Annotated in this window: 17 protein-coding genes; 7 read left to right on the forward strand and 10 right to left on the reverse strand. The window is 34.1% G+C overall.

What is annotated here, in order from left to right; all coding sequences use genetic code 11:
• Positions 1 to 63: 63 nt before the first annotated feature.
• Positions 64 to 675: a hypothetical protein gene (locus AAGD68_RS02735; protein WP_341814357.1), complete on the reverse strand. Its 612-nt coding sequence runs from the start codon at positions 673 to 675 to the stop codon at positions 64 to 66.
• A 686-nt stretch (positions 676 to 1,361) separates the two neighbouring features.
• Positions 1,362 to 3,077: an ABC transporter ATP-binding protein gene (locus AAGD68_RS02740; protein WP_265016351.1), complete on the reverse strand. Its 1,716-nt coding sequence runs from the start codon at positions 3,075 to 3,077 to the stop codon at positions 1,362 to 1,364.
• Positions 3,078 to 3,356: 279 nt separating this feature from the next.
• Here AAGD68_RS02740 and AAGD68_RS02745 point away from each other — a divergent pair, with 279 nt between their 5' ends.
• On the forward strand, positions 3,357 to 3,539 hold the full coding sequence (locus tag AAGD68_RS02745) for a hypothetical protein (protein ID WP_341814358.1): 183 nt from the start codon (positions 3,357 to 3,359) through the stop codon (positions 3,537 to 3,539).
• 450 nt (positions 3,540 to 3,989) lie between these two features.
• Here the strand turns inward: AAGD68_RS02745 and argB are convergent, their stop codons facing one another.
• Positions 3,990 to 4,901, reverse strand: a complete 912-nt coding sequence (gene argB, locus AAGD68_RS02750) for an acetylglutamate kinase (RefSeq protein WP_253308952.1) — start codon at positions 4,899 to 4,901, stop codon at positions 3,990 to 3,992.
• 4 nt (positions 4,902 to 4,905) lie between these two features.
• Positions 4,906 to 5,502, reverse strand: coding sequence for a ribosome biogenesis GTP-binding protein YihA/YsxC (gene yihA, locus AAGD68_RS02755; RefSeq protein ID WP_373457554.1), 597 nt, complete (start codon positions 5,500 to 5,502; stop codon positions 4,906 to 4,908).
• Positions 5,503 to 5,605: 103 nt separating this feature from the next.
• On the opposite strand from yihA, the gene prfA reads away from it, so the two are divergent.
• Positions 5,606 to 6,685 carry a peptide chain release factor 1 gene (prfA, locus tag AAGD68_RS02760; RefSeq protein WP_341814359.1) on the forward strand — a complete coding sequence of 360 codons (1,080 nt, stop codon included), beginning with the start codon at positions 5,606 to 5,608 and terminating at the stop codon, positions 6,683 to 6,685.
• A 28-nt stretch (positions 6,686 to 6,713) separates the two neighbouring features.
• Here the strand turns inward: prfA and AAGD68_RS02765 are convergent, their stop codons facing one another.
• Positions 6,714 to 7,877, reverse strand: a complete 1,164-nt coding sequence (locus AAGD68_RS02765; protein WP_265016353.1) for a multidrug effflux MFS transporter — start codon at positions 7,875 to 7,877, stop codon at positions 6,714 to 6,716.
• Positions 7,878 to 8,343: 466 nt separating this feature from the next.
• Between AAGD68_RS02765 and AAGD68_RS02770 the strand changes: the two genes are divergently transcribed.
• Complete coding sequence (locus AAGD68_RS02770; protein ID WP_253309260.1) at positions 8,344 to 9,273, forward strand: AEC family transporter; 930 nt, start codon at positions 8,344 to 8,346, stop codon at positions 9,271 to 9,273.
• A 189-nt stretch (positions 9,274 to 9,462) separates the two neighbouring features.
• Here the strand turns inward: AAGD68_RS02770 and AAGD68_RS02775 are convergent, their stop codons facing one another.
• The 4 genes from AAGD68_RS02775 to AAGD68_RS02790 all read right to left on the reverse strand — a co-directional run bounded on the left by AAGD68_RS02775 (position 9,463) and on the right by AAGD68_RS02790 (position 10,949).
• Positions 9,463 to 9,600 carry a hypothetical protein gene (locus tag AAGD68_RS02775; RefSeq protein WP_264688100.1) on the reverse strand — a complete coding sequence of 46 codons (138 nt, stop codon included), beginning with the start codon at positions 9,598 to 9,600 and terminating at the stop codon, positions 9,463 to 9,465.
• A complete protein-coding gene (locus AAGD68_RS02780) occupies positions 9,569 to 9,883 on the reverse strand; it encodes an FtsB family cell division protein (RefSeq protein ID WP_253309259.1) in 315 nt (104 codons plus the stop codon). The genes AAGD68_RS02775 and AAGD68_RS02780 overlap by 32 nt, the downstream gene beginning before the upstream one ends.
• A 49-nt stretch (positions 9,884 to 9,932) precedes the next feature.
• Complete coding sequence (gene ykgO / locus AAGD68_RS02785; protein ID WP_006279631.1) at positions 9,933 to 10,061, reverse strand: type B 50S ribosomal protein L36; 129 nt, start codon at positions 10,059 to 10,061, stop codon at positions 9,933 to 9,935.
• A gap of 69 nt (positions 10,062 to 10,130) precedes the next feature.
• Positions 10,131 to 10,949: a pyruvate, water dikinase regulatory protein gene (locus tag AAGD68_RS02790; protein ID WP_253309258.1), complete on the reverse strand. Its 819-nt coding sequence runs from the start codon at positions 10,947 to 10,949 to the stop codon at positions 10,131 to 10,133.
• A gap of 150 nt (positions 10,950 to 11,099) precedes the next feature.
• On the opposite strand from AAGD68_RS02790, the gene ccmC reads away from it, so the two are divergent.
• On the forward strand, positions 11,100 to 11,810 hold the full coding sequence (gene ccmC / locus AAGD68_RS02795; RefSeq protein WP_253309953.1) for a heme ABC transporter permease CcmC: 711 nt from the start codon (positions 11,100 to 11,102) through the stop codon (positions 11,808 to 11,810).
• Between the two features lie 98 nt (positions 11,811 to 11,908).
• Positions 11,909 to 12,049 carry a hypothetical protein gene (locus AAGD68_RS02800; RefSeq protein ID WP_253309257.1) on the forward strand — a complete coding sequence of 47 codons (141 nt, stop codon included), beginning with the start codon at positions 11,909 to 11,911 and terminating at the stop codon, positions 12,047 to 12,049.
• 67 nt (positions 12,050 to 12,116) lie between these two features.
• On the opposite strand, the gene AAGD68_RS02805 is transcribed toward AAGD68_RS02800, so the two are convergent.
• Positions 12,117 to 13,784 carry a hypothetical protein gene (locus tag AAGD68_RS02805; RefSeq protein ID WP_341814360.1) on the reverse strand — a complete coding sequence of 556 codons (1,668 nt, stop codon included), beginning with the start codon at positions 13,782 to 13,784 and terminating at the stop codon, positions 12,117 to 12,119.
• A 180-nt stretch (positions 13,785 to 13,964) separates the two neighbouring features.
• Here AAGD68_RS02805 and AAGD68_RS02810 point away from each other — a divergent pair, with 180 nt between their 5' ends.
• Both AAGD68_RS02810 and AAGD68_RS02815 read left to right on the forward strand, forming a co-directional pair.
• Entirely contained in the window at positions 13,965 to 15,242 is a 1,278-nt protein-coding gene (locus tag AAGD68_RS02810; protein WP_264688480.1) for an adenylosuccinate synthase, read from the forward strand.
• A gap of 256 nt (positions 15,243 to 15,498) precedes the next feature.
• Positions 15,499 to 18,447: a hypothetical protein gene (locus AAGD68_RS02815; RefSeq protein ID WP_341814361.1), complete on the forward strand. Its 2,949-nt coding sequence runs from the start codon at positions 15,499 to 15,501 to the stop codon at positions 18,445 to 18,447.
• Positions 18,448 to 18,471 lie beyond the last annotated feature (24 nt).

Here is an 18,471-nt window from a genome sequence, read left to right on the forward strand (position 1 = left end):
TAATAAATAAGAATTAACATAAAATGGGGGTGTGTACTAACAATGTACACACCTTGGTTGCCTTTATATAATATGAACAGTATCTTCTGGTACTGACATTTTTTCAGAAAAAAATGCTGGTTCTTTGCGTGAGTCTATTATAGAAGCATTTATCGCATCCACACAAGCTTTGCATTCAGAATTGCTATCACATCCTCCTTTGAGACGATTGTCTGGATCAATTTCAAGGTTGTTGTCAGTTTTATCTATAATTTCTTTACAGTCTGCAAATTTTAAGCCACTAGTTTTCTTAGTAATGGCATCTTTAATCTCTCCAGAAGTTGCGTCAACTGCTATTGTAAGTTTTGAAAAGTCAATTGGTTTTTTAGGTTCTGGACAAGCAGGACACTCAGGACAAGGAGGTATTTCTACATCAGGACATTTTACATCAGGACAAGGAGGTATTTTTACCTCAGGACATTTTACCTCAGGACGAGGAGGTATTTTTATATCAGGAAGCTGTATATTTAATTCGAGTCTATCATAACACGGATCAAAGTGGTCATGGCAATGTGGGTTAAAGTGGTTATGACAATGTGGATCAAAATTATGATGGTACCGTGGGTCAGTTGTGCAAGCTGTGCGCGTAGGAATACATGAACCAACACGTGGAGATGAGGAAAAATTATAATTCATAAGAATCCTTTAAAAAATAACTATTAGATTATTATAGGATAAAAAAGTTAATGATTTAATAATTTTGAGGCTAAAATTAGCATATACAAACTTACAGTACATTTCAAAATACGACTTTAATGTAGCAGATATTAGAGTTAAAAGTTTTACTATGGTAGAATAATGATAAGATTCCAAGAAGAAGCTGTCAGTAGTCAAATTAGTCGTGTTGCTGAAATAAATTGTAATATATGGTTACTGTGAATAACAAGTAAGCACCTGTTTATTATATTTTCAAGCAAAATGTGAAGCACATGGGAAACCATGTGCTCTTGGAAGCACGTATAGCTAGACGTGCGTTTATGAGTTGTTTAAAAACAATCTTCTAATAAAGAAACCCAAATTCATCACAAGGATTATAACATGTGTCATAATAGTTATGATATGAGTTAAAATGATTGTGGCACGAATTAGTAGCACAAGGTGCGTATGCAGGTGCACAAGCTTGTGCACAGTTCGATACTGGTGCTGGTAAAGCTGGCAAATTATAACCCGTACATGGTAGTTTTGGTAAATTACTGTAATGATAAGTCATAATGATCCTTAAAAAAATACTATAAGATTATTATAAATTAAAATGATTAAAAATTTAATAACTTTAATTATAAATCTAGCATATCAACTAACGATATGATGTAAATTTTCTTTCAATTCCACTGTATCTTCGCCAGTTTTGCATACAACCCGTCTTTACTTATTAGGGAGTCATGAGTCCCTACTTCTTCTACTTTTCCGTGATTAATTACTATAATCTTGTCAGTTTTAAGTGCAGTTGATAGTCTGTGTGTAATTACGATCGTTGTTCTGTTTTGCATTAACTTGCTTAATGCTTTTTGCACGAGGTTCTCACTTTTATAATCAAGGGCAGAGGTTGCTTCATCCAGTATTAAAACCTGAGGGTTTTTGAGTATGGCTCTTGCTATTATAATACGTTGTTTTTGTCCTTCAGAAAGTTTTAATCCTCTTTTTCCTACAAATGTATCAAATTTATCAGGCAGCTTATCAATAAATTCCATCGCATAAGCGCTGATAGCTGCTTGCTTCACTTCTTCATATTCAGCACCAGGTTTGCCATATAGTATATTTTCCATTATTGAGCAAGAGAATATTATGTTATCTTGTGGCACTAAGCCAAACAACAATCTGAGGTCATTTAACGCAATTGACTTAATATTGTGCCCATCGATAGTAATGCTGCCTCTGCTTGGATCATGAAAACGGAGCAGAAGTTTTAAAATGGTGCTTTTACCACTGCCAGATGGTCCAACAATTGATACTACTTGACCTGCCTTTATAGAAAATGATATGTTATTTAACGCTGGCTTATCAGACTGAGATTCATAAAAAAATGTCACGCCATTAAACGAAATTCCTTTTTGAACACTACAAATTTTTATAGGATCATTGGCATCTGCTATAGAGCTTTTCATATTTTTAAATTCAAATAAACGCTCTACTATTCCAAGACCTCGTTGTAAATCACTGATATTATCGCTCAAATTATTTATAGCTCCTGCCGCAAGCGCTGAATAAAACACAAATGAGGAGAGTTCTCCAATAGTTATATTATTGCTTAAGACTTCTTTAATACCAAAAAAGAGCAAAACAACTAGTGAACCTATCACACACGTGATAACTAGAGTTACTAAAATAGCACGCAAGAGTACTAATTTTACGTATGATTTTGATACTGAGTTTAAATACTCTTGAAAACGGATTTTTTCATTTTCTTCGAGTACAAACGACTTGATAGTCACTATAGATCGAAAGTTTTCCTCACTAAATGACGCAAGCTCACTTAATTTATCCTGGGCAAAGCGTGCATAGCTACGCACTTTTTTTCCAAGTGAGGTCATGATAATGAGTAGTATAGGTACTATTGCGGCTGCATACGCAGTTAGGTGCAGATTTGTATATAATAACATGGCAACACTGCCAATTAATATTACAAAATTTCGCAATATGGTGAGTAGGCTGCTATTTATTATTGATTGCAGCGCAGAGGTATCAGTAATGAGTGCTGAGATAACATCTTGTACGCCTGTGTTCTCAAAGAAACTTGGTTGCAAGTCAGTGATACTGCTATATAAGTCATATCTGATTCTTGCGATAACTTTCTCGCTGCCAATGCCAATGAAATATAACCGAGTAAATGCAGTGAGAGAAATGGCTAAAACTATAAGTATTGCAACTAATAGTTTGGTAGTAAAATCGTGCTCTGTGCCAGAATCAATTATGTTGCTTAAGCCTCTGCCAAAGAGGAGGATCGTTAAGGCTGAAAATAAAACTGCAATAAAAGCTATGATGAAATAAGATAGATTAGGCTTTATATAGCAAAATAACTCTCTAATATTAGATCGCATCGTATTTTGAAGTTTCTAAAGTTAAGTATATAGATTTTAGTTTCAGGGGAAAGGGGAAAGGGGAAAGGGGAAAGGTGTAGCACAATAGCTAACGTCATACCGTGTACAAACGTTGCAATTTTTAAGCAAAGTGATGTTGTTCAAGTAGCTGACACTTGGGGTCTATGTTTTTTCTGGTCACACGCTGGAATGACAAAGTGAGCGTGCGTAGGTGTCATCCCAGTACTCCTTTCTCGTCATCCCAGTGCCTCTTTCTTTGTCATCCGAGTAGCCCCTTTTTTGTCATCCCAGTGCCCAGACACTGGGATCCAGAAAAGTTTGCTTGTAAGCAAGCAAACTAGCATAGAAAGTGGTTACAACATTTTCGATGAGATTATATGGAAAACTGGATCCCAGTGTCTGGGCACTGGGATGACAGCAGTCCTACGTCATACCGCGATTCATTCCTACGTCATACCGTGATTCATTCGCGGTATCTCTTAACATAGATCCCGCTAACAAGCAGCGGGATGACACCTCTCTTGGGCTCTTTTAGCTACAAACATTAAGAAATTTACCAAATGAAAAAAAAGGCAAAGAACTCCCGTGGTGCGAGTTTTGACTCTATATTACTGTAAGTGGCGCTGTAATAATGTGCTGACGCTTAGTTTAAGCGCGTTTTGGCTGAATGTAGAAAAAATTTAAAAGACATGCAGCCGCTATAATTTTATGTAATCCGTCAAAAAATACCCTAAGTTTTTTACTGAATTTTGTCATTGAGCCTGCAGGTCAAAAACAAGTTTTGAGTCATAAATACCCTTATTGTCATAATAAGGGGGCCGGCGGAGTTTGTCAAGTAAGTTTTTTCGTTTCTATTCCCAAGAAAAGTTCGTCATATGGTTATGCAAGAAGTCTATTCGTGTAGTTGTCTAGTTATAAATCACTCACAATTGATATGCTTGAATTATTCTCAGTAAATAAATCAAGCATAATGTTAGGTATTCTACCATCAACTATGTGAACAACTCCAGCACATTCCTCTACCATTTTAGTATATGCCATAAGCCTTCTAATAAATTTTTCTCCTTGAATTTTGCCACAATCAATCGATGCATTTAAATTTTTAACAGATATCTTCCTGCCACCAATTTTATCTATTTCTTCACCTGTATCGCTAAAGGTTATCATTTTAGATGCAGAAACTGCAATTGCAATTGTGCTTGCAGTGCTATCGGCATCAATATGATATGTTTCCCCATTTTTTCCATGACCAATTGGTGCAATAACTGGTATAAAATCTGATTCTTCAATAAAAAATAATATATCAGGATTGATTTCAGTGGGCCTACCGATGAATCCCATGTCTAGTATTTTTTCGATGTTATTTGATCTGTCTTCCTTAAGCGTAGCGCTTATCTTTTCAGCTTTTATTAAGTTGCCGTCTTTTCCACATAATCCAATAGCTGAACCACCAGCAGAATTTATATGCTGAACAATTTTTTTATTAACTGAACCACACAGTGCCATTTCAATGATTTTTATAGTGTCTTTGTCTGTAAGTCTGATACCATTCACAAACTTACTGTCCATACCCAGCATTTTTAACACTGAGTTAATTTCATATTCTCCGTCATGAACTATCACCGGATTTATACCAAGCTGCTTTAATAAGACAACATTATGCACAAAAGTATAGAATAGTGTTTCATCTGAGATCGTTACGCTGCCACATTTAATGACAAAAGTTTCACCCACAAAGCTAGGTATGTTAGATAACACTTCAAGTAATATTTCTGCTTTTTGTTCAAATGATACTTCACCCTTTAAAAATTCACTACTCTTCATTTTTTTATCTTGTAAACTTGAAAAACTCATCTCTTACCTTGGTTATTTTATGCTTAATACGGATGCTTATTTGATGAATTGACACATTCTCATTATTAATCCATTTTTGAGTATCTTCTAGAATGGCATCTAGGCTTTTTTGACTCACTTTATCTATTTTTGTTAGCACAACGTTAAAGTTAATATTATTATATATTAACCAATAAATGAAGTCTTTGTCTATTTCTTTTAATCCTACCTTGCTATCTATCAACACAAACACTCTTCTTAGATTTTTTCTTTGAATTAGATAATACTCAATTAAGTTTAAATATTGTATAATTTCCTCCTTACCTGCATGAGAATAACCATACCCTGGTAGGTCAACAAGTCTGAATTTATCATTGTACATAGAGTAAAAATTTATTTGTCTAGTACATCCAGGTTTAGAGGAAACTCTGGCAGCTTTTTTGCTGTTTATCAGTAAGTTGATCAGACTGGATTTTCCTACATTTGATCTACCAGCAAACGCAATCTCTGGAGCCGACTCATCTGGTAATGATTTCATGTCCGAAGCTCCAAATATGAAATTGCAGCTTGATGTTATCTGTCTTGCCATTATATTCAAGTAGAAGGTAGTAGATATATTATAGTGTTATTGCTTGATATAAGAAATTTTTTATTTCAGTATATATTACTTAGTTAAAATACTAGATCTGTGCTATATGAATATAGAGAATAATTTACAAGACTTAAAGAAAAAATTTAGTGATATAGAAAGGAACTTGGAAAACCCTGCCAATTTAAGTCAAAAAGAATTCATTACTCTTTTAAAGGAGTACTCTGAGCTCAGGCCAATAATCAAGATAATTGATGAATATAACACGCTGAAAGAGGAAATTTCAGACTTAGAGGAAATAATGAAAGATGAAAACAGCGAAGGAGATATAAAAGAGTTAGCAAAAGAAGAATTTTTCGAAAAGCACAAGGTATTATTACCAAAAGTAAAAGCAAAACTAAAGTTAGCATTATTGCCTAAAGATGAAGATGACTTAAGAAATGCAATATTGGAAATCAGAGCAGGTACAGGAGGAGAAGAAGCAGCATTATTTGCAGCAATGTTATTTCGTATGTATCAAAAATATGCAGAAAGAAGAAATTGGAAGTTCGAGCCAATAAGCATTTCTAATACAGGTATAGGTGGCTATAAGGAAGCTTCTGCACTCATTAATGGAACAGAAGTTTTTGCAAGGTTGAAATTTGAATCAGGAGCACACAGAGTACAGAGAGTGCCAGAAACTGAATCCTCAGGAAGGTTACATACCTCTGCCGCTACTGTTGCGATATTACCTGAAGTAGAAGAAGTTGACTTTAAAATAGAAGAAAAAGACTTACGAATAGATGTTTATAGATCCAGTGGTCCTGGAGGGCAATCAGTGAATACAACTGACAGCGCAGTAAGGGTCACCTACTTGCCAACAGGGATAATTGTAATACAGCAAGATGAAAAATCGCAGCACAAAAATAAAGCTAAAGCGCTTAAAGTATTGAGGGCAAGGCTATACGAAATTGAAAGACAAAAAAAAGAAATGGAAAGGTCAACAATGAGAAAAAGTCAGATTGGCTCTGGTGATCGTTCCGAGCGCATAAGAACATATAATTTTCCACAATCAAGAATAACAGACCACAGAATTAATCTAACTTCACATCGGCTAGAGCAGATTATAAAAGAAGGTGAACTAGATGAATTTATTGAGGCATTAATTTCACGTAATGAAGCAGAAAGATTGGCCGGGGAAAGTTAATCGCTCACATCTGTAAAAAGATCATTAATTATACCGGATCTTTTAAAAACAATAAACAGGCAGTAAAAACAAGTTCTAGTACTATCGCGGATAGAACAAGAACAGCTACACTAATTGCTTGACCGTTGTAAACGTAGCTTGTTAAGCCGATAAAAATAGCCATGATAAAAGCTCTAATGAACGAGACTGCAGAAGAAGCTGTGCCTTTAATTTCAGGGAAAACATTTATTGATGCATTAAAAATCACTGGCTGGCAAATTGCACAACCGATAGAAAAAATAATCATAGACAGTGTTACTAAGTAGAAAGAGTGGGGTACAATTATACTGAATATTACAAGCAATAGAGACCCAATAGCACCCACGCTCGTACCAGAAATTACACACCATATTGCTCCAAGTTTCTGTAAGATTTTGCCAGCAAATAGACTAATGAGTGAGAAGCACCCAACTATTGCACCTTGATGTAGTGCATAAATAGTGCTAGATAAACCAAAAGTCTCCATATACAAAAAAGGTCCACAAGTAATGAATGACATATACGCAGCAGAAAAGAGGCTTGACATTAAAGACAACGTAACAAACCTCGGACTAGATAGTAGTTTTCTGTAATCTTTCATTATTTTTTTCAAACTGAAAGCATCGCGATCCTTTTTTGTTTCTGGTAACAGAAAAAGCAGCAAAACCCAAGAGATCAAACAAAGTATTGCAACAGTTGCATAATTACCACGCCATCCTACAATTTCATTAATGAAACTGCCTAACACTGGCGCAATTGCCATGACAACTGTAAGAACAGAATTCATGATTCCAATAAATTTCACCGCTTCGTCGCCTTTGTAGCTGTCTGCAACGATTGCAAACACAACTACAGATGTGCTAACACCAATGCCCTGAACAAAGCGAGAAATTAAAAGCCAAAAAATCGACGGTGCAAAAACACAACCAACAGCGCCGATTAATAACAAAGTGTTACCTATGATCATAATCCTTCTTCTGCCATAGCATTCAGACAATGGACCAAAAAACAACCCTCCTATGCAAAAGCCTAGGAAATTATAAGCAATAGTTAATTGAATTGTGCCTTCTGATACGTTAAAATAGTGCACCATATCAGGAAAACTAGGTACGGAAATGTCAATTTCAATGAACTTAGCAATTAGAGACAGGATTAATAGAAAGGGTAGTAACATTTGAAATTTTTAATTAATGAATAAAAATATCACATTTAAAGCGTTGAAAGAAGAACATTTTTTACTGTTATTAAAATGGTTAGAAACACCTCATGTGAAGCTATGGTGGGTAAATTGGACACTAGGGTTAATTAAAGAAAAATATGACAACTATGTTAAAGCCCTTACTCTCTGTCCTAACTTTACTTATTTCCTCTTACTTTTTCAACAGTCCGTCTAAATTACCACAAGCAGTTTAATTTTTCATCATTATTCAAAAATATGCAAGGAGCTTTATAGAAACTTAACATAATTTTATCATAAAAATGTCATTCTTAAGTCTTATGTAAAAACAAATTTTGACACTAAGTGAATCTTTTTTAATTAACTATGAACTGGATAAATTGGAAAATAAATTTTGTTTACTTTTATAATACCTTAAGATCTAATATCACTTTATTAGTCAAAAGTATCACAATAGGCTAGTATGTTCCTTACTCTTTTCCTAAAAATATTACCTATTTATATTACAATATTTATTGGTTATTTATCAGGAAAATGTCTTAAAATTGACAGAAACACTATATCTCAAATACTCTTTTATATAGCTAATCCAATAGTGATTTTATATGGAGTCTCTCATACAGAAGTTAATTTAAAAGTAATTTCTCTGCCGATTTTGATATGGTTTATAGGTAGCACTATGTCCTTATCAGTGTATTATCTTTCTTCTTTTTTATTTAAGGATAACACGAGAAACATATTAGCGTTTAGCTCGGGCAGCACAAGTATGGGGTATTTTGGCCTGCCGATTGCCATGGCTTTGTTTGATGAAGATTCAGTATCTGTATATGTTGTTTGTTATATAGGAATGGCGTTGTTTGAAAATAGCTTAGGATTTTACATAGCTGCAAATGGTATTTATACCGCAAAAGAATGCATATTAAAGTTGTTCAAACTTCCTTCGCTTTATGCGATGGTTCTGGGCTTCTTTTTAAGTATATATGATATACAAATACCTACTTTTTTAACAGATGTTATGATGAATATTAGAAGTACATTTGTCACATTAGGGATGATGCTACTTGGAGTGAGCATTGCAAATATTACAAGCTTTAAAGTAGATTGGAAGCTTGCTTTGATCACTATTACAGCAAAGTACGTATTCTGGCCACTGTTTGTTTTAGGAATTGTCCTTCTAGACAAACATGTTATAGGTGTATACGACGAGAGTATATATAAAGCACTGATGTTGCTGGCTATTATTCCAGTTTCTGGGTCCAGTATAATACTTGCTAATATTTTGAATTATCAACCAGATAAAGCTACTCTGTTGCTTCTAATTAGTACTGCAGTGGGACTATTTTATGTTCCACTAATAATATCATTATTTTTTACTAAACTTATTCTTTTTTGATCAAGCGGTAGATAAAACTTAAATTTACACTAGCTTCTTGCATAATCACATAAAAAACCTACTCTTTTTTGTCATTCCAGCGCGTGACGCTGGAATCTAGTTTCACTTTATGATGGTGTCATGAAAGTAACTGGCACTGGAATCCAGAAAAAAGAATGGTGTCATGAAAGTAGCTGACACTGGTTCACTCTATAATGATGTCATTCCAGTGTCAAGCACTGGAATGACATCATAGGGGCACTGGGATGACAAGAAAGGGGCTTGAATGACAGGAGGTAACGCAAGAAGTCTACTGCTATTCCACGTCAAGAACAACCATAAGTTCATTAGGGTTCACATAACCTAAAGCATTTTTTGCTTGCTCATCAAGCAGATCTAAATCTAAGCTTTTTTCATATAAGCCAAATACTTTATTGTCCAACTTTTCCTTTTCAGAAGAGACATCCTTTAGCAAAAGCTTATTGTACTCAATCTCTTTTTTTAAGTCGATTAACGTCAATAAGCCACGTTTACCTGTAATTGTGCTAATGCTAAAATATAATGTAAGAGAAGAAATGAATAAGGCTGCGCTTAAACACAATAACTTTTGCTTCTTTTTAGGTATAAACACCGTACTTTCACATACAAGAAATGTATAACATGAAAAGGTGAACAAAAAGCTAAGAACCTTGACGCGCTTTACACCTTGGCTTTACCTTGTTTATAATGTAAATCTTACCACCCCTTTTCACAACTTTACAATTTTTATCTCTGTTACGATGAGATTTTAGCGACCCTTTGACTTTCATATCTATAGTAAGAATTAAATTACCTTACATTATGATCACTTACAGAGAGTTAGTCAATTGATAAATTTTTCACATTTTATTAAAATACTGTATAATTGTTGCTGATACTTCTTCGATTGACTTTTGCGTGACATCAATAATTGGCCAGTTATTCTGCTTAAATAGTTCCTCTGCTTCTTTAATTTCCTTTTCTACTTTTCTAGGATTAGCATATATATTATTATCTTCGTTGTTAATTGAAGTAAGTCTATTTTTGCGTATTTCTATTAGCCTACTTACGTCTATTGTTACCCCTATCGTTAGTTTATTTTTTAATTTTGCCAAGTCGACATAAAAGGGTACTCCACTAACAAAAGGAATATTTGCAACCTTATAGCCTCGATAAGCTAAATACGTACTGGTGGGAGATTTTGATGTACGTGAAACTCCAACCAAAATTATATCTGCTTTATCAATATCTTGAATATTTTGCCCATCATCATGATTAATAGTGTAGTTTATTGCCTCAATGCGCTGAAAATATTCGTTATTTATCTCAGTATGCAAGTCAAGCTTTTCGTCTTTTTCAATTTCAAGATAGGACGAAATTTCTCTAATAATATGTGATAATATTGCTCTATAGGGAATTTTCAACTTTATACAGTTATCTTTTAGATATTTTCTTAGCTCATCATCAGTAATAGTGCATATAACAAAATTATGCTCATCACTTTTCCTATTAATTTCCTCCAGAATTTTGTCAATCTGCTCTTCTCCTTTCACAAAAGACCAAACATATTCGATTGTTTCTACAGAACGAAAGTGTTTCAGAGCTGATTTTGCAACTGATATAACAGTTTCACCACTTGAATCTGATACTAAGTGTAAATTAAGCTTTTTAAGGGTCATGTTTTATATAGTGTTATACTAAAAATAATAGCAAGCAATCGGCTACTGAAATTGTGCTAATTTGTTAATCTATGTCAATGCAGAAAAACTATCCTGTTGATAAAACTCAAACTAATTGGTAAATTCTTAACGCAATTATTCTCAAAACGAATGTTTTTATTAAAGCCTACAAATTTCACTTCTTTTTCTAAAAAAGCACTACCTTGGCTTGGGGTTATTTGTTTCGCATGTTTTTTAATTGGAATGTTTTTAGCGTTATTCTTCTCCCCAGAAGATTATAAACAAGGAGAAATTGTACGAATTATGTACATTCATGTGCCTTCTGCATGGCTTGCTCTTGGAATATATGGACTCATTGCATCACTTAGTTTCATTTCATTGGTGTGGAACAATAGCATTGCTAGTGTCTTGGCACATGCTGCTGCTCCTGCAGGGACAGTCTTTTCTGCAATATGCTTAATCACAGGTAGCATCTGGGGAAAAGGAACCTGGGGCACTTGGTGGGTATGGGATGCAAGGCTTACTTCAATGCTAATTTTATTTTTCCTATATGTTGGCTACCTTTCATTGTGGAGCGCTTTTGATAATGAAGCGAGGGCAGAAAAATCAGCAGCAGTATTTGCCATTTTTAGTGCTATAAATATTCCCGTAGTAAAATTTTCTGTGAATTTATGGTCTACTCTCCATCAGCCAGCAAGCATTTTGAGAAGAGGTGGAGTAGCAATAGAAAGTTCTTTGCTGTTGCCACTCATTGTAATGTTTATGTTTTGTGCCACATTTTTTTTAGTAGTGTGGATACTATACTCACTTCACTTAATTAATTTGTACAAAATAAAGAGAGAAATCAGTATGCGGTATTAGGTAGCTTTGTAAGTATACAGGTAAATATGCTAGAGAAAATTAGGTAAAATATCTTTGGTCACTTTAAATACTTGCCTGCTGAAACTGAAGAACGTGCTATGTTATGTGATCTAACTAATTTTAAAAGCAGCAATGACCAACTAACTAGAATAGATCAGGTATTGAATCGAGATCAACTTGAACATTTTACCAACGTTCTTGAAACATATGATGCAACGGCACGTAGTTTTTACGATTAGGTGCATTGTAAAATAGCAACCGTTGCAACCATGAACTCTAAAATATTCAAGGAGCCTACCAGTATCTTTAAAGTAAATGTTCATGTGATTCCACAGATAATTTCTGTTTTTTGATTCTATCTGTCCATTTATCATTTTCTATATCTTGTTTGTTGGTTGCTCTTTTTTCTTGCTCAACAATTGCCTTATCTACCTTCTGATAAATTGCATCAATTGCATTAATTGCATTTTTTTCTTTGTATACTTCGCTTTTCCCTTCAATAATTAACTTAATAAAAGTATTTACAACAGACTGCACTTGATTATGATTAACCTGACCTTTTATCAAAGAAGGTAAAGATCCTAATTCCATTATATGTTGACCTATGTTATTCTTTATACCTTCTGTATGCATTAACTTTATTATTTCATCATCAAACTCTTTCAATACTTCTGATGCTATTTTATCTTGAGTGGAAAGCCCTAAATTATCTGCTACTTCACTTGTTAATAACTCTCTGTTTTCTTTATTATCTTCCAATTTAGCATAATTACTCAACAGATCCATAACTGTAGATACTCTGACTTCAACAATACCATCAACATCTTCATTTCCTAAAGCAACTCCTGATTCCAATAACCTCCCTCTGAGATTTTTGCTTAAAAGATTGATAAACTCTTTATTTGCATCCGATCCTGTAGCAGATATTGTACCATCTAAATAGTTACTTTGAGTACCTAAGCTATGCTCTATTTGTATTTTTGTCTCAGGTTTAAATCCTAATTTTGCACAGAATTTCTGAAAATATTCTTTAATAATGTCAAACAAGCTCTTGCCATTATCTTTATAATTTTTTAACTCTTTAGGAATAGTAAGTGACAATTTACCATCTCTGTATGTTACAAAGTCTTTACCATCTTGAGACTCAAGTGTAAATTCTAATGAGTTAGACAGATCACATATCTTATCACCATGCATAACTTGATTTTTAACAGAGAGTATTGGTAGCCTCATGTCAGATCTAATTCTTACATTATTTTGGTTAGCACAATCAATATTTATTACTTTTTTAGGATTTTCTACTATGAACGACTGTCCAAGTGCAAGTTGGGTTTGTATAAATGGAGCAGCCTCATACCCTGCTTGATTACAATTGGTGACTAGCTCTTCTAAAATAGCATTACTTGGAACTTCTGCTCCAGCGTATCCAAACATTTTTTTGAAAACTTCTTTTGCAAAGGAACGGTAGTCTTTGTTTTCATCTTTCTCTGTTGGTAATAGATGTTGGCCAGCATTGTAAAATTCTTCAAATTCTTTCTTATATGAATCGGTTTTTTGATGATTGGCAGTTTTGGGATTTTCACAGTGATTTTTCCATAGCTCACCCAATGCATTACTTACAAGCTCTTTCTCAATATCTTCGAGTACTGAAGCAACAAAAGCTTTGCCATGATCCGTATCTATTTCTCTTGTTCCTTTTTTGTTAAATATTTCGTCATTATATATATCATCACTATTAAAAAGTTCGCTTTTGTGGTGCTTAGCTCCTTCCTTAAATGCAATAATAAGATTTTTATCTATTTCTTTTCCGTTAATAATAAAATTCATCCTTTGAAAATCTAAGAACATTGTTTCACCAGAATTTGCTAATTCATTATCTTGACCTGCTCTTAATTTACTAAAATTGAACTCTTTAGCTGTGGCCTTTAATCTAACTACTGGACTCTTATTATTTTTTCCTTTTGCCTCTTTCATAAATAACACCTTACTGTAAATATGCTGTAAGTTATATCATATAATGATGAATATTTTGGTAATATATTAAGAAAATCGACAGTATATTTCTTTATTTAAGAGGTGCAGGAAAGGCGCAGATTTCTCTTTCCATTTGTAGCGTACTGCATTAATATTTATGTATTAATTTAGAAAATAATGATGAATAACATTGTAATTGTTGGTCTGCAATGGGGTGACGAAGGCAAGGGTAAAATAGTAGATTATCTTTCTGGGAATGCAGATGTAGTTGTGAGATTTCAGGGAGGAAATAATGCAGGGCACACTATAGTAATAGATGATGAGGTTTATAAATTAAATTTACTGCCCTCTGCTGTTTTGAGAACGGGCAAAATATCCATCATAGGAAACGGTGTTGCTCTTGATTCACATGCTCTAATCTCAGAAATAGAGTCATTGAAAGTTAAAGGAGTGGACGTAAACTATAACAACTTGATGGTATCCGAGAGCTGTCCATTAATACTTAGCGTACATAAGGACAAGGAAAAGCTATTTGAAGATTTAAACGGAAATCACAAAATTGGTACAACAAACAAAGGGATAGGGCCATGTTATGAAGATAAAGTTGGAAGGAGAGCTATACGCCTTTGTGATTTAGAAAACGCAGATGAGCTCAATAAAAGAGTGGATACTCTTCTGAATTACCACAATGCTATCAGAAAAGGCCTTAACTACCAGGTGGTTAAAAAAGAAGAAATATTAAAAGAAATTCAAGGGATTTCAAAAAAAATTCTTTCATATAAAAAACCTGTGTGGAGGATATTAAATGACTTTGTGAAAGAAGGTAAGAAAATAATATTTGAAGGCGCCCAAGGCACATTTTTAGATATCGACCACGGAACTTACCCTTTTGTTACTTCAAGTAATACTGTAGCGTCGCAAGCAATAACAGGCTCAGGATTAGCCTCCAATGCTTACATTATTGGTGTGGTAAAAGCTTATACAACAAGAGTGGGCAATGGTCCATTCCCTACTGAGCAAAAGAACGAGATTGGAGATAGCTTATTTACTATAGGCAAGGAGCTTGGAACAGTGAGCAATAGAAGAAGGCGCTGCGGATGGTTTGACGCAGTTTTAGTGCGCCAGGCTGTGCAACTTTCTGGAGTTTCAAGCATTGTATTAACCAAATTAGATGTGCTTGATTCTTTTGATACAATTAAAATATGCACTGGTTACAAGTATAGCGGGAAAATGTATGATTATTTACCCGCATCGCATTCAATACAGGAGGAATTAGAGCCAATATATGAAGAGTTTCCTGGCTGGAAAGAAAATACTCAAGGTAAAAGGTCGATTGAAGCATTGCCTATCAATTTAATAAAATATATAGACAAGTTAGAAAAATTAATAGGTGTACCAATTCATCTAATTTCAACTAGTCCAAAAAGAGAGGATGTTATTAAGCTTAAAGATTTCTGAAAACGTCTTTTAACTTTTATCCAATAAAAAAAATACTTGCATAACTCAAAATACTAAGTCTATTATATAAGATATTATTGTAAACTTATAGTGAGTAGTGCATAATGAAAGACAAAAGCTTAAGTTTAACACTTGCAGTTATTTTCAACACAATTAAGTTAATAATAAAAGTTAGTGTAGAACGTGGTTATACAGTTTGATTTTTTTGAATATATATTAATTGGTATAATGTAAATATAGTTAAAGGAGGTGTGTGATGATTGGAGGTTTGACTAAGGGAGACAAAACAGCAGAGGCAGGAAAAACAAGTGATCAGTCAGAGAATTATGATGTTGAATCAGTTATAAGGGCAGCATCATGTACCTGGTATGCAATACATCGCCTACTGGTGTTGTATGGAGAAGAAAAAGAAAAATTATGTTATTCATCACGGTTTACACTACCTTTTATATCTCTCAAGAACCGTATCAATGAAGTGGAAAAAGAAAATCCTTCCACTAAGGACTCTGCTACAATAAAGTTCTGCCGCTCAATTGCAGAAAATGATAAATTATGCAAAGAATTAAGAAATTTAAATAATCTTGCTGAAAATTTTGCCAATAAAGAATTTGATTCTCAATTAGAGAAGATAATAACAGGTTTTAAACTAAAAGATCTAGAAGACAAGGTAGGCTTCTTAGTACTTTTAAAAGAAGAAAGTGACTTCACTGCTATACAAAAGGCTTATAGGGATGAGTGGAGTTTTTATGACCTAATAAACGATAGAGATTTTAAACAAACGTACATAGATAAAGCAGTAACAGAGTCTGCTAATAAGAGCTTTAAGGAAGATATAAATAAATGCATAAAGTTGGCAGAGCAGGGAAAAAAAGCTGCAAGTAAATATTTTGAGAGGAAAGACGTAGAGCTTCAAGCTTATTACACAGAAACTGATAACGCTCATAGAGTTTTGAATGTTAACCTTATTAATTACAATAGAAGTGAGCCAACAAGGATTAGTGACATTTTACAGCAAGAGAAAGATATTAAAGAACTGAATATCTATTGCAATAAAAAACATGAAATATACGCTCATCAAGAAGATAAGAAAAGATATTATGAATTTAAAGAAGGCGCATATTATGAAATGACAAGCACTTGGCCTGTAGAGAATGGATCCAGAATGTGTACCATGATTATGAATGTGAGTAGTAGCGGCATAACTGAAGTACTAAAATTTGATGGTGAAGATTTTGTGTCATCGGAGGAGATCCTAGAATTAATAAAGCAAAATGATGAATTATATATTCAAGGCCTCGTCTTACATGATGCTGTAATGAAATCACTAGAAAAGGGTAAGGCTGCTGATGTTGTACCTACTGCTAATAATAATTTTCAAAATGAATCTATAGTGGCCATCAAGATAAGGAACCAGGGGGGGAATCGAAAGGTCCAGACCCTAAAAGTTGATGATGACAATAGCCTTCCTTCTTCTCCTTCTATTAATAGCAATGCATTAATTCAAACAGAAGTCAATTTACAGCACACTGAAACTCAACCAGAAGTTGCTTCACAACAAATGGATGAATTGATTTTAAATAATCAGATGCTGTCCGAAGAAAACGTTGAATTGAAGCAAGAAGAAGCAGAGTTGCAAGTGATAAATAAAAAGCACCATGAATTAACACAAGAAAATCAGCAACTACAGGAGAAACTAGAAACAACCCAAGCAGAAGATAATCAAACAATTGTAAAAGAGAGGCAGAATAGCGATTTACAAGATAAACTTGGAGAAGAGAGACCAGAATTCGACATTCCAGAAAACGAGTACGAGGAATTTCCAGGAGATACAATGCTTATACTTAAACTCACTGAAGATGAAGATAACGTTAATGTTACACCAGAGAAGAAAAAATTACGCAGATTTTCAAGCGTTGATAGTGGACTTGGTGATGAGCATTATGTATCGGATCAGAGACCTGTAGAAATTGAGCAAGAGCAAAAAAACACAGAATTGCAAACTGAACTGGCACAAAAAGATAAAAAGTTAGCAAGTGCGTTAGCAGAGCTACAAGGGAAAGCACAAGAACTTGAAAGTGTATGTGAAGAAAAAGGAAAGCTAAGGCAAGAGCTGGGAGTTGCTAATGCAAAAAAGGAGGAGTTAAAAAGTGAATTAAAGAAATCGCAAGAAGAACTATATCATGTGCAGGAAGGAAAATCTGATTTAGAGGACAAGTTTAACCATTTAGAACACTTGAATAAGAAGATGGATGGAAACCAAGAACAGCTTTCAGAACAAGTATTAGATCTGCAAAAAAAATTATCATGCTCGGAAGAGGTAACCCAAGAATTAATCAATAAGTTAAAAAGTGCTGAAGCAGAAAAAAAAGAAGTGAATCAGAAACTTGCAGAAGCTGGGCAAAGAATTGAAACATTAAAAAAATGGACTAGCGATTTACAAGATAAACTTGAAAAAAAGGAGCGAGGATCAAAGGCAGAAATAGATGCAATGCGCAAGGAGTTAACGCAGCTTAAAGAAAACCTGAAGAGGAATGAGGAAGAATTTAAAAGTGTGCATGAAGAAAAAAGAAAGCTAGAGGACAAGCTGAAAGTTGTTAATACAGAAAAGAAGGAATTAGAAGAAAAATTAAAAGAACGTGAAAAAGAGATAGACCAAGAAGCACAAATAATGGAGGAAAAGGAGCAGTTTATAAGCAATTTAAAATGTCAAATGCAAGGGTTGGAAAAAGAGCATGAAGATGAGATTAAGGAATTGGAAGAGAACCTTGATGCATTGAGCGACATCATTGCAGGTAAAGTTTTGGATATTGAAGGTCTGATGAAAAAATTACAAAACAGTGAAAAAGAAAAAGAGTTTTTCCGTGGTCAAGTAGAAGAGTTAAGTGAAGAAACGTTTGCTGATAAACAAAAAGGCTTCAACAATCAATTTTATACTCTAACAGGAGACATTTCTAGTGAGCCTGATAATGTTCCACGAAAGAAGATAGAGTTATCCAGATCTTTAAGCTTTGATAGTGAATCTGATAATAAGTCTTATGTTCCACAGGAAGGGGACAATGATAGCGCATATGATAGCAATGAGGAGAATTGTGATAATCATCCTTGTAGTTCAGTTCTAGTCCTAGGGTCCGTAAGTCCTATCAGAGCACAGGCAAGGAGTAGAAACGTAGGTAGGTTAGCTCACCTTCCTCTCGCATTATTGTGAAGATGGTTGGGGTTAAGTTGCAAG

Source organism: Wolbachia endosymbiont (group A) of Machimus atricapillus (assembly GCF_964027095.1).
In the GTDB taxonomy this organism is placed as follows: domain Bacteria; phylum Pseudomonadota; class Alphaproteobacteria; order Rickettsiales; family Anaplasmataceae; genus Wolbachia.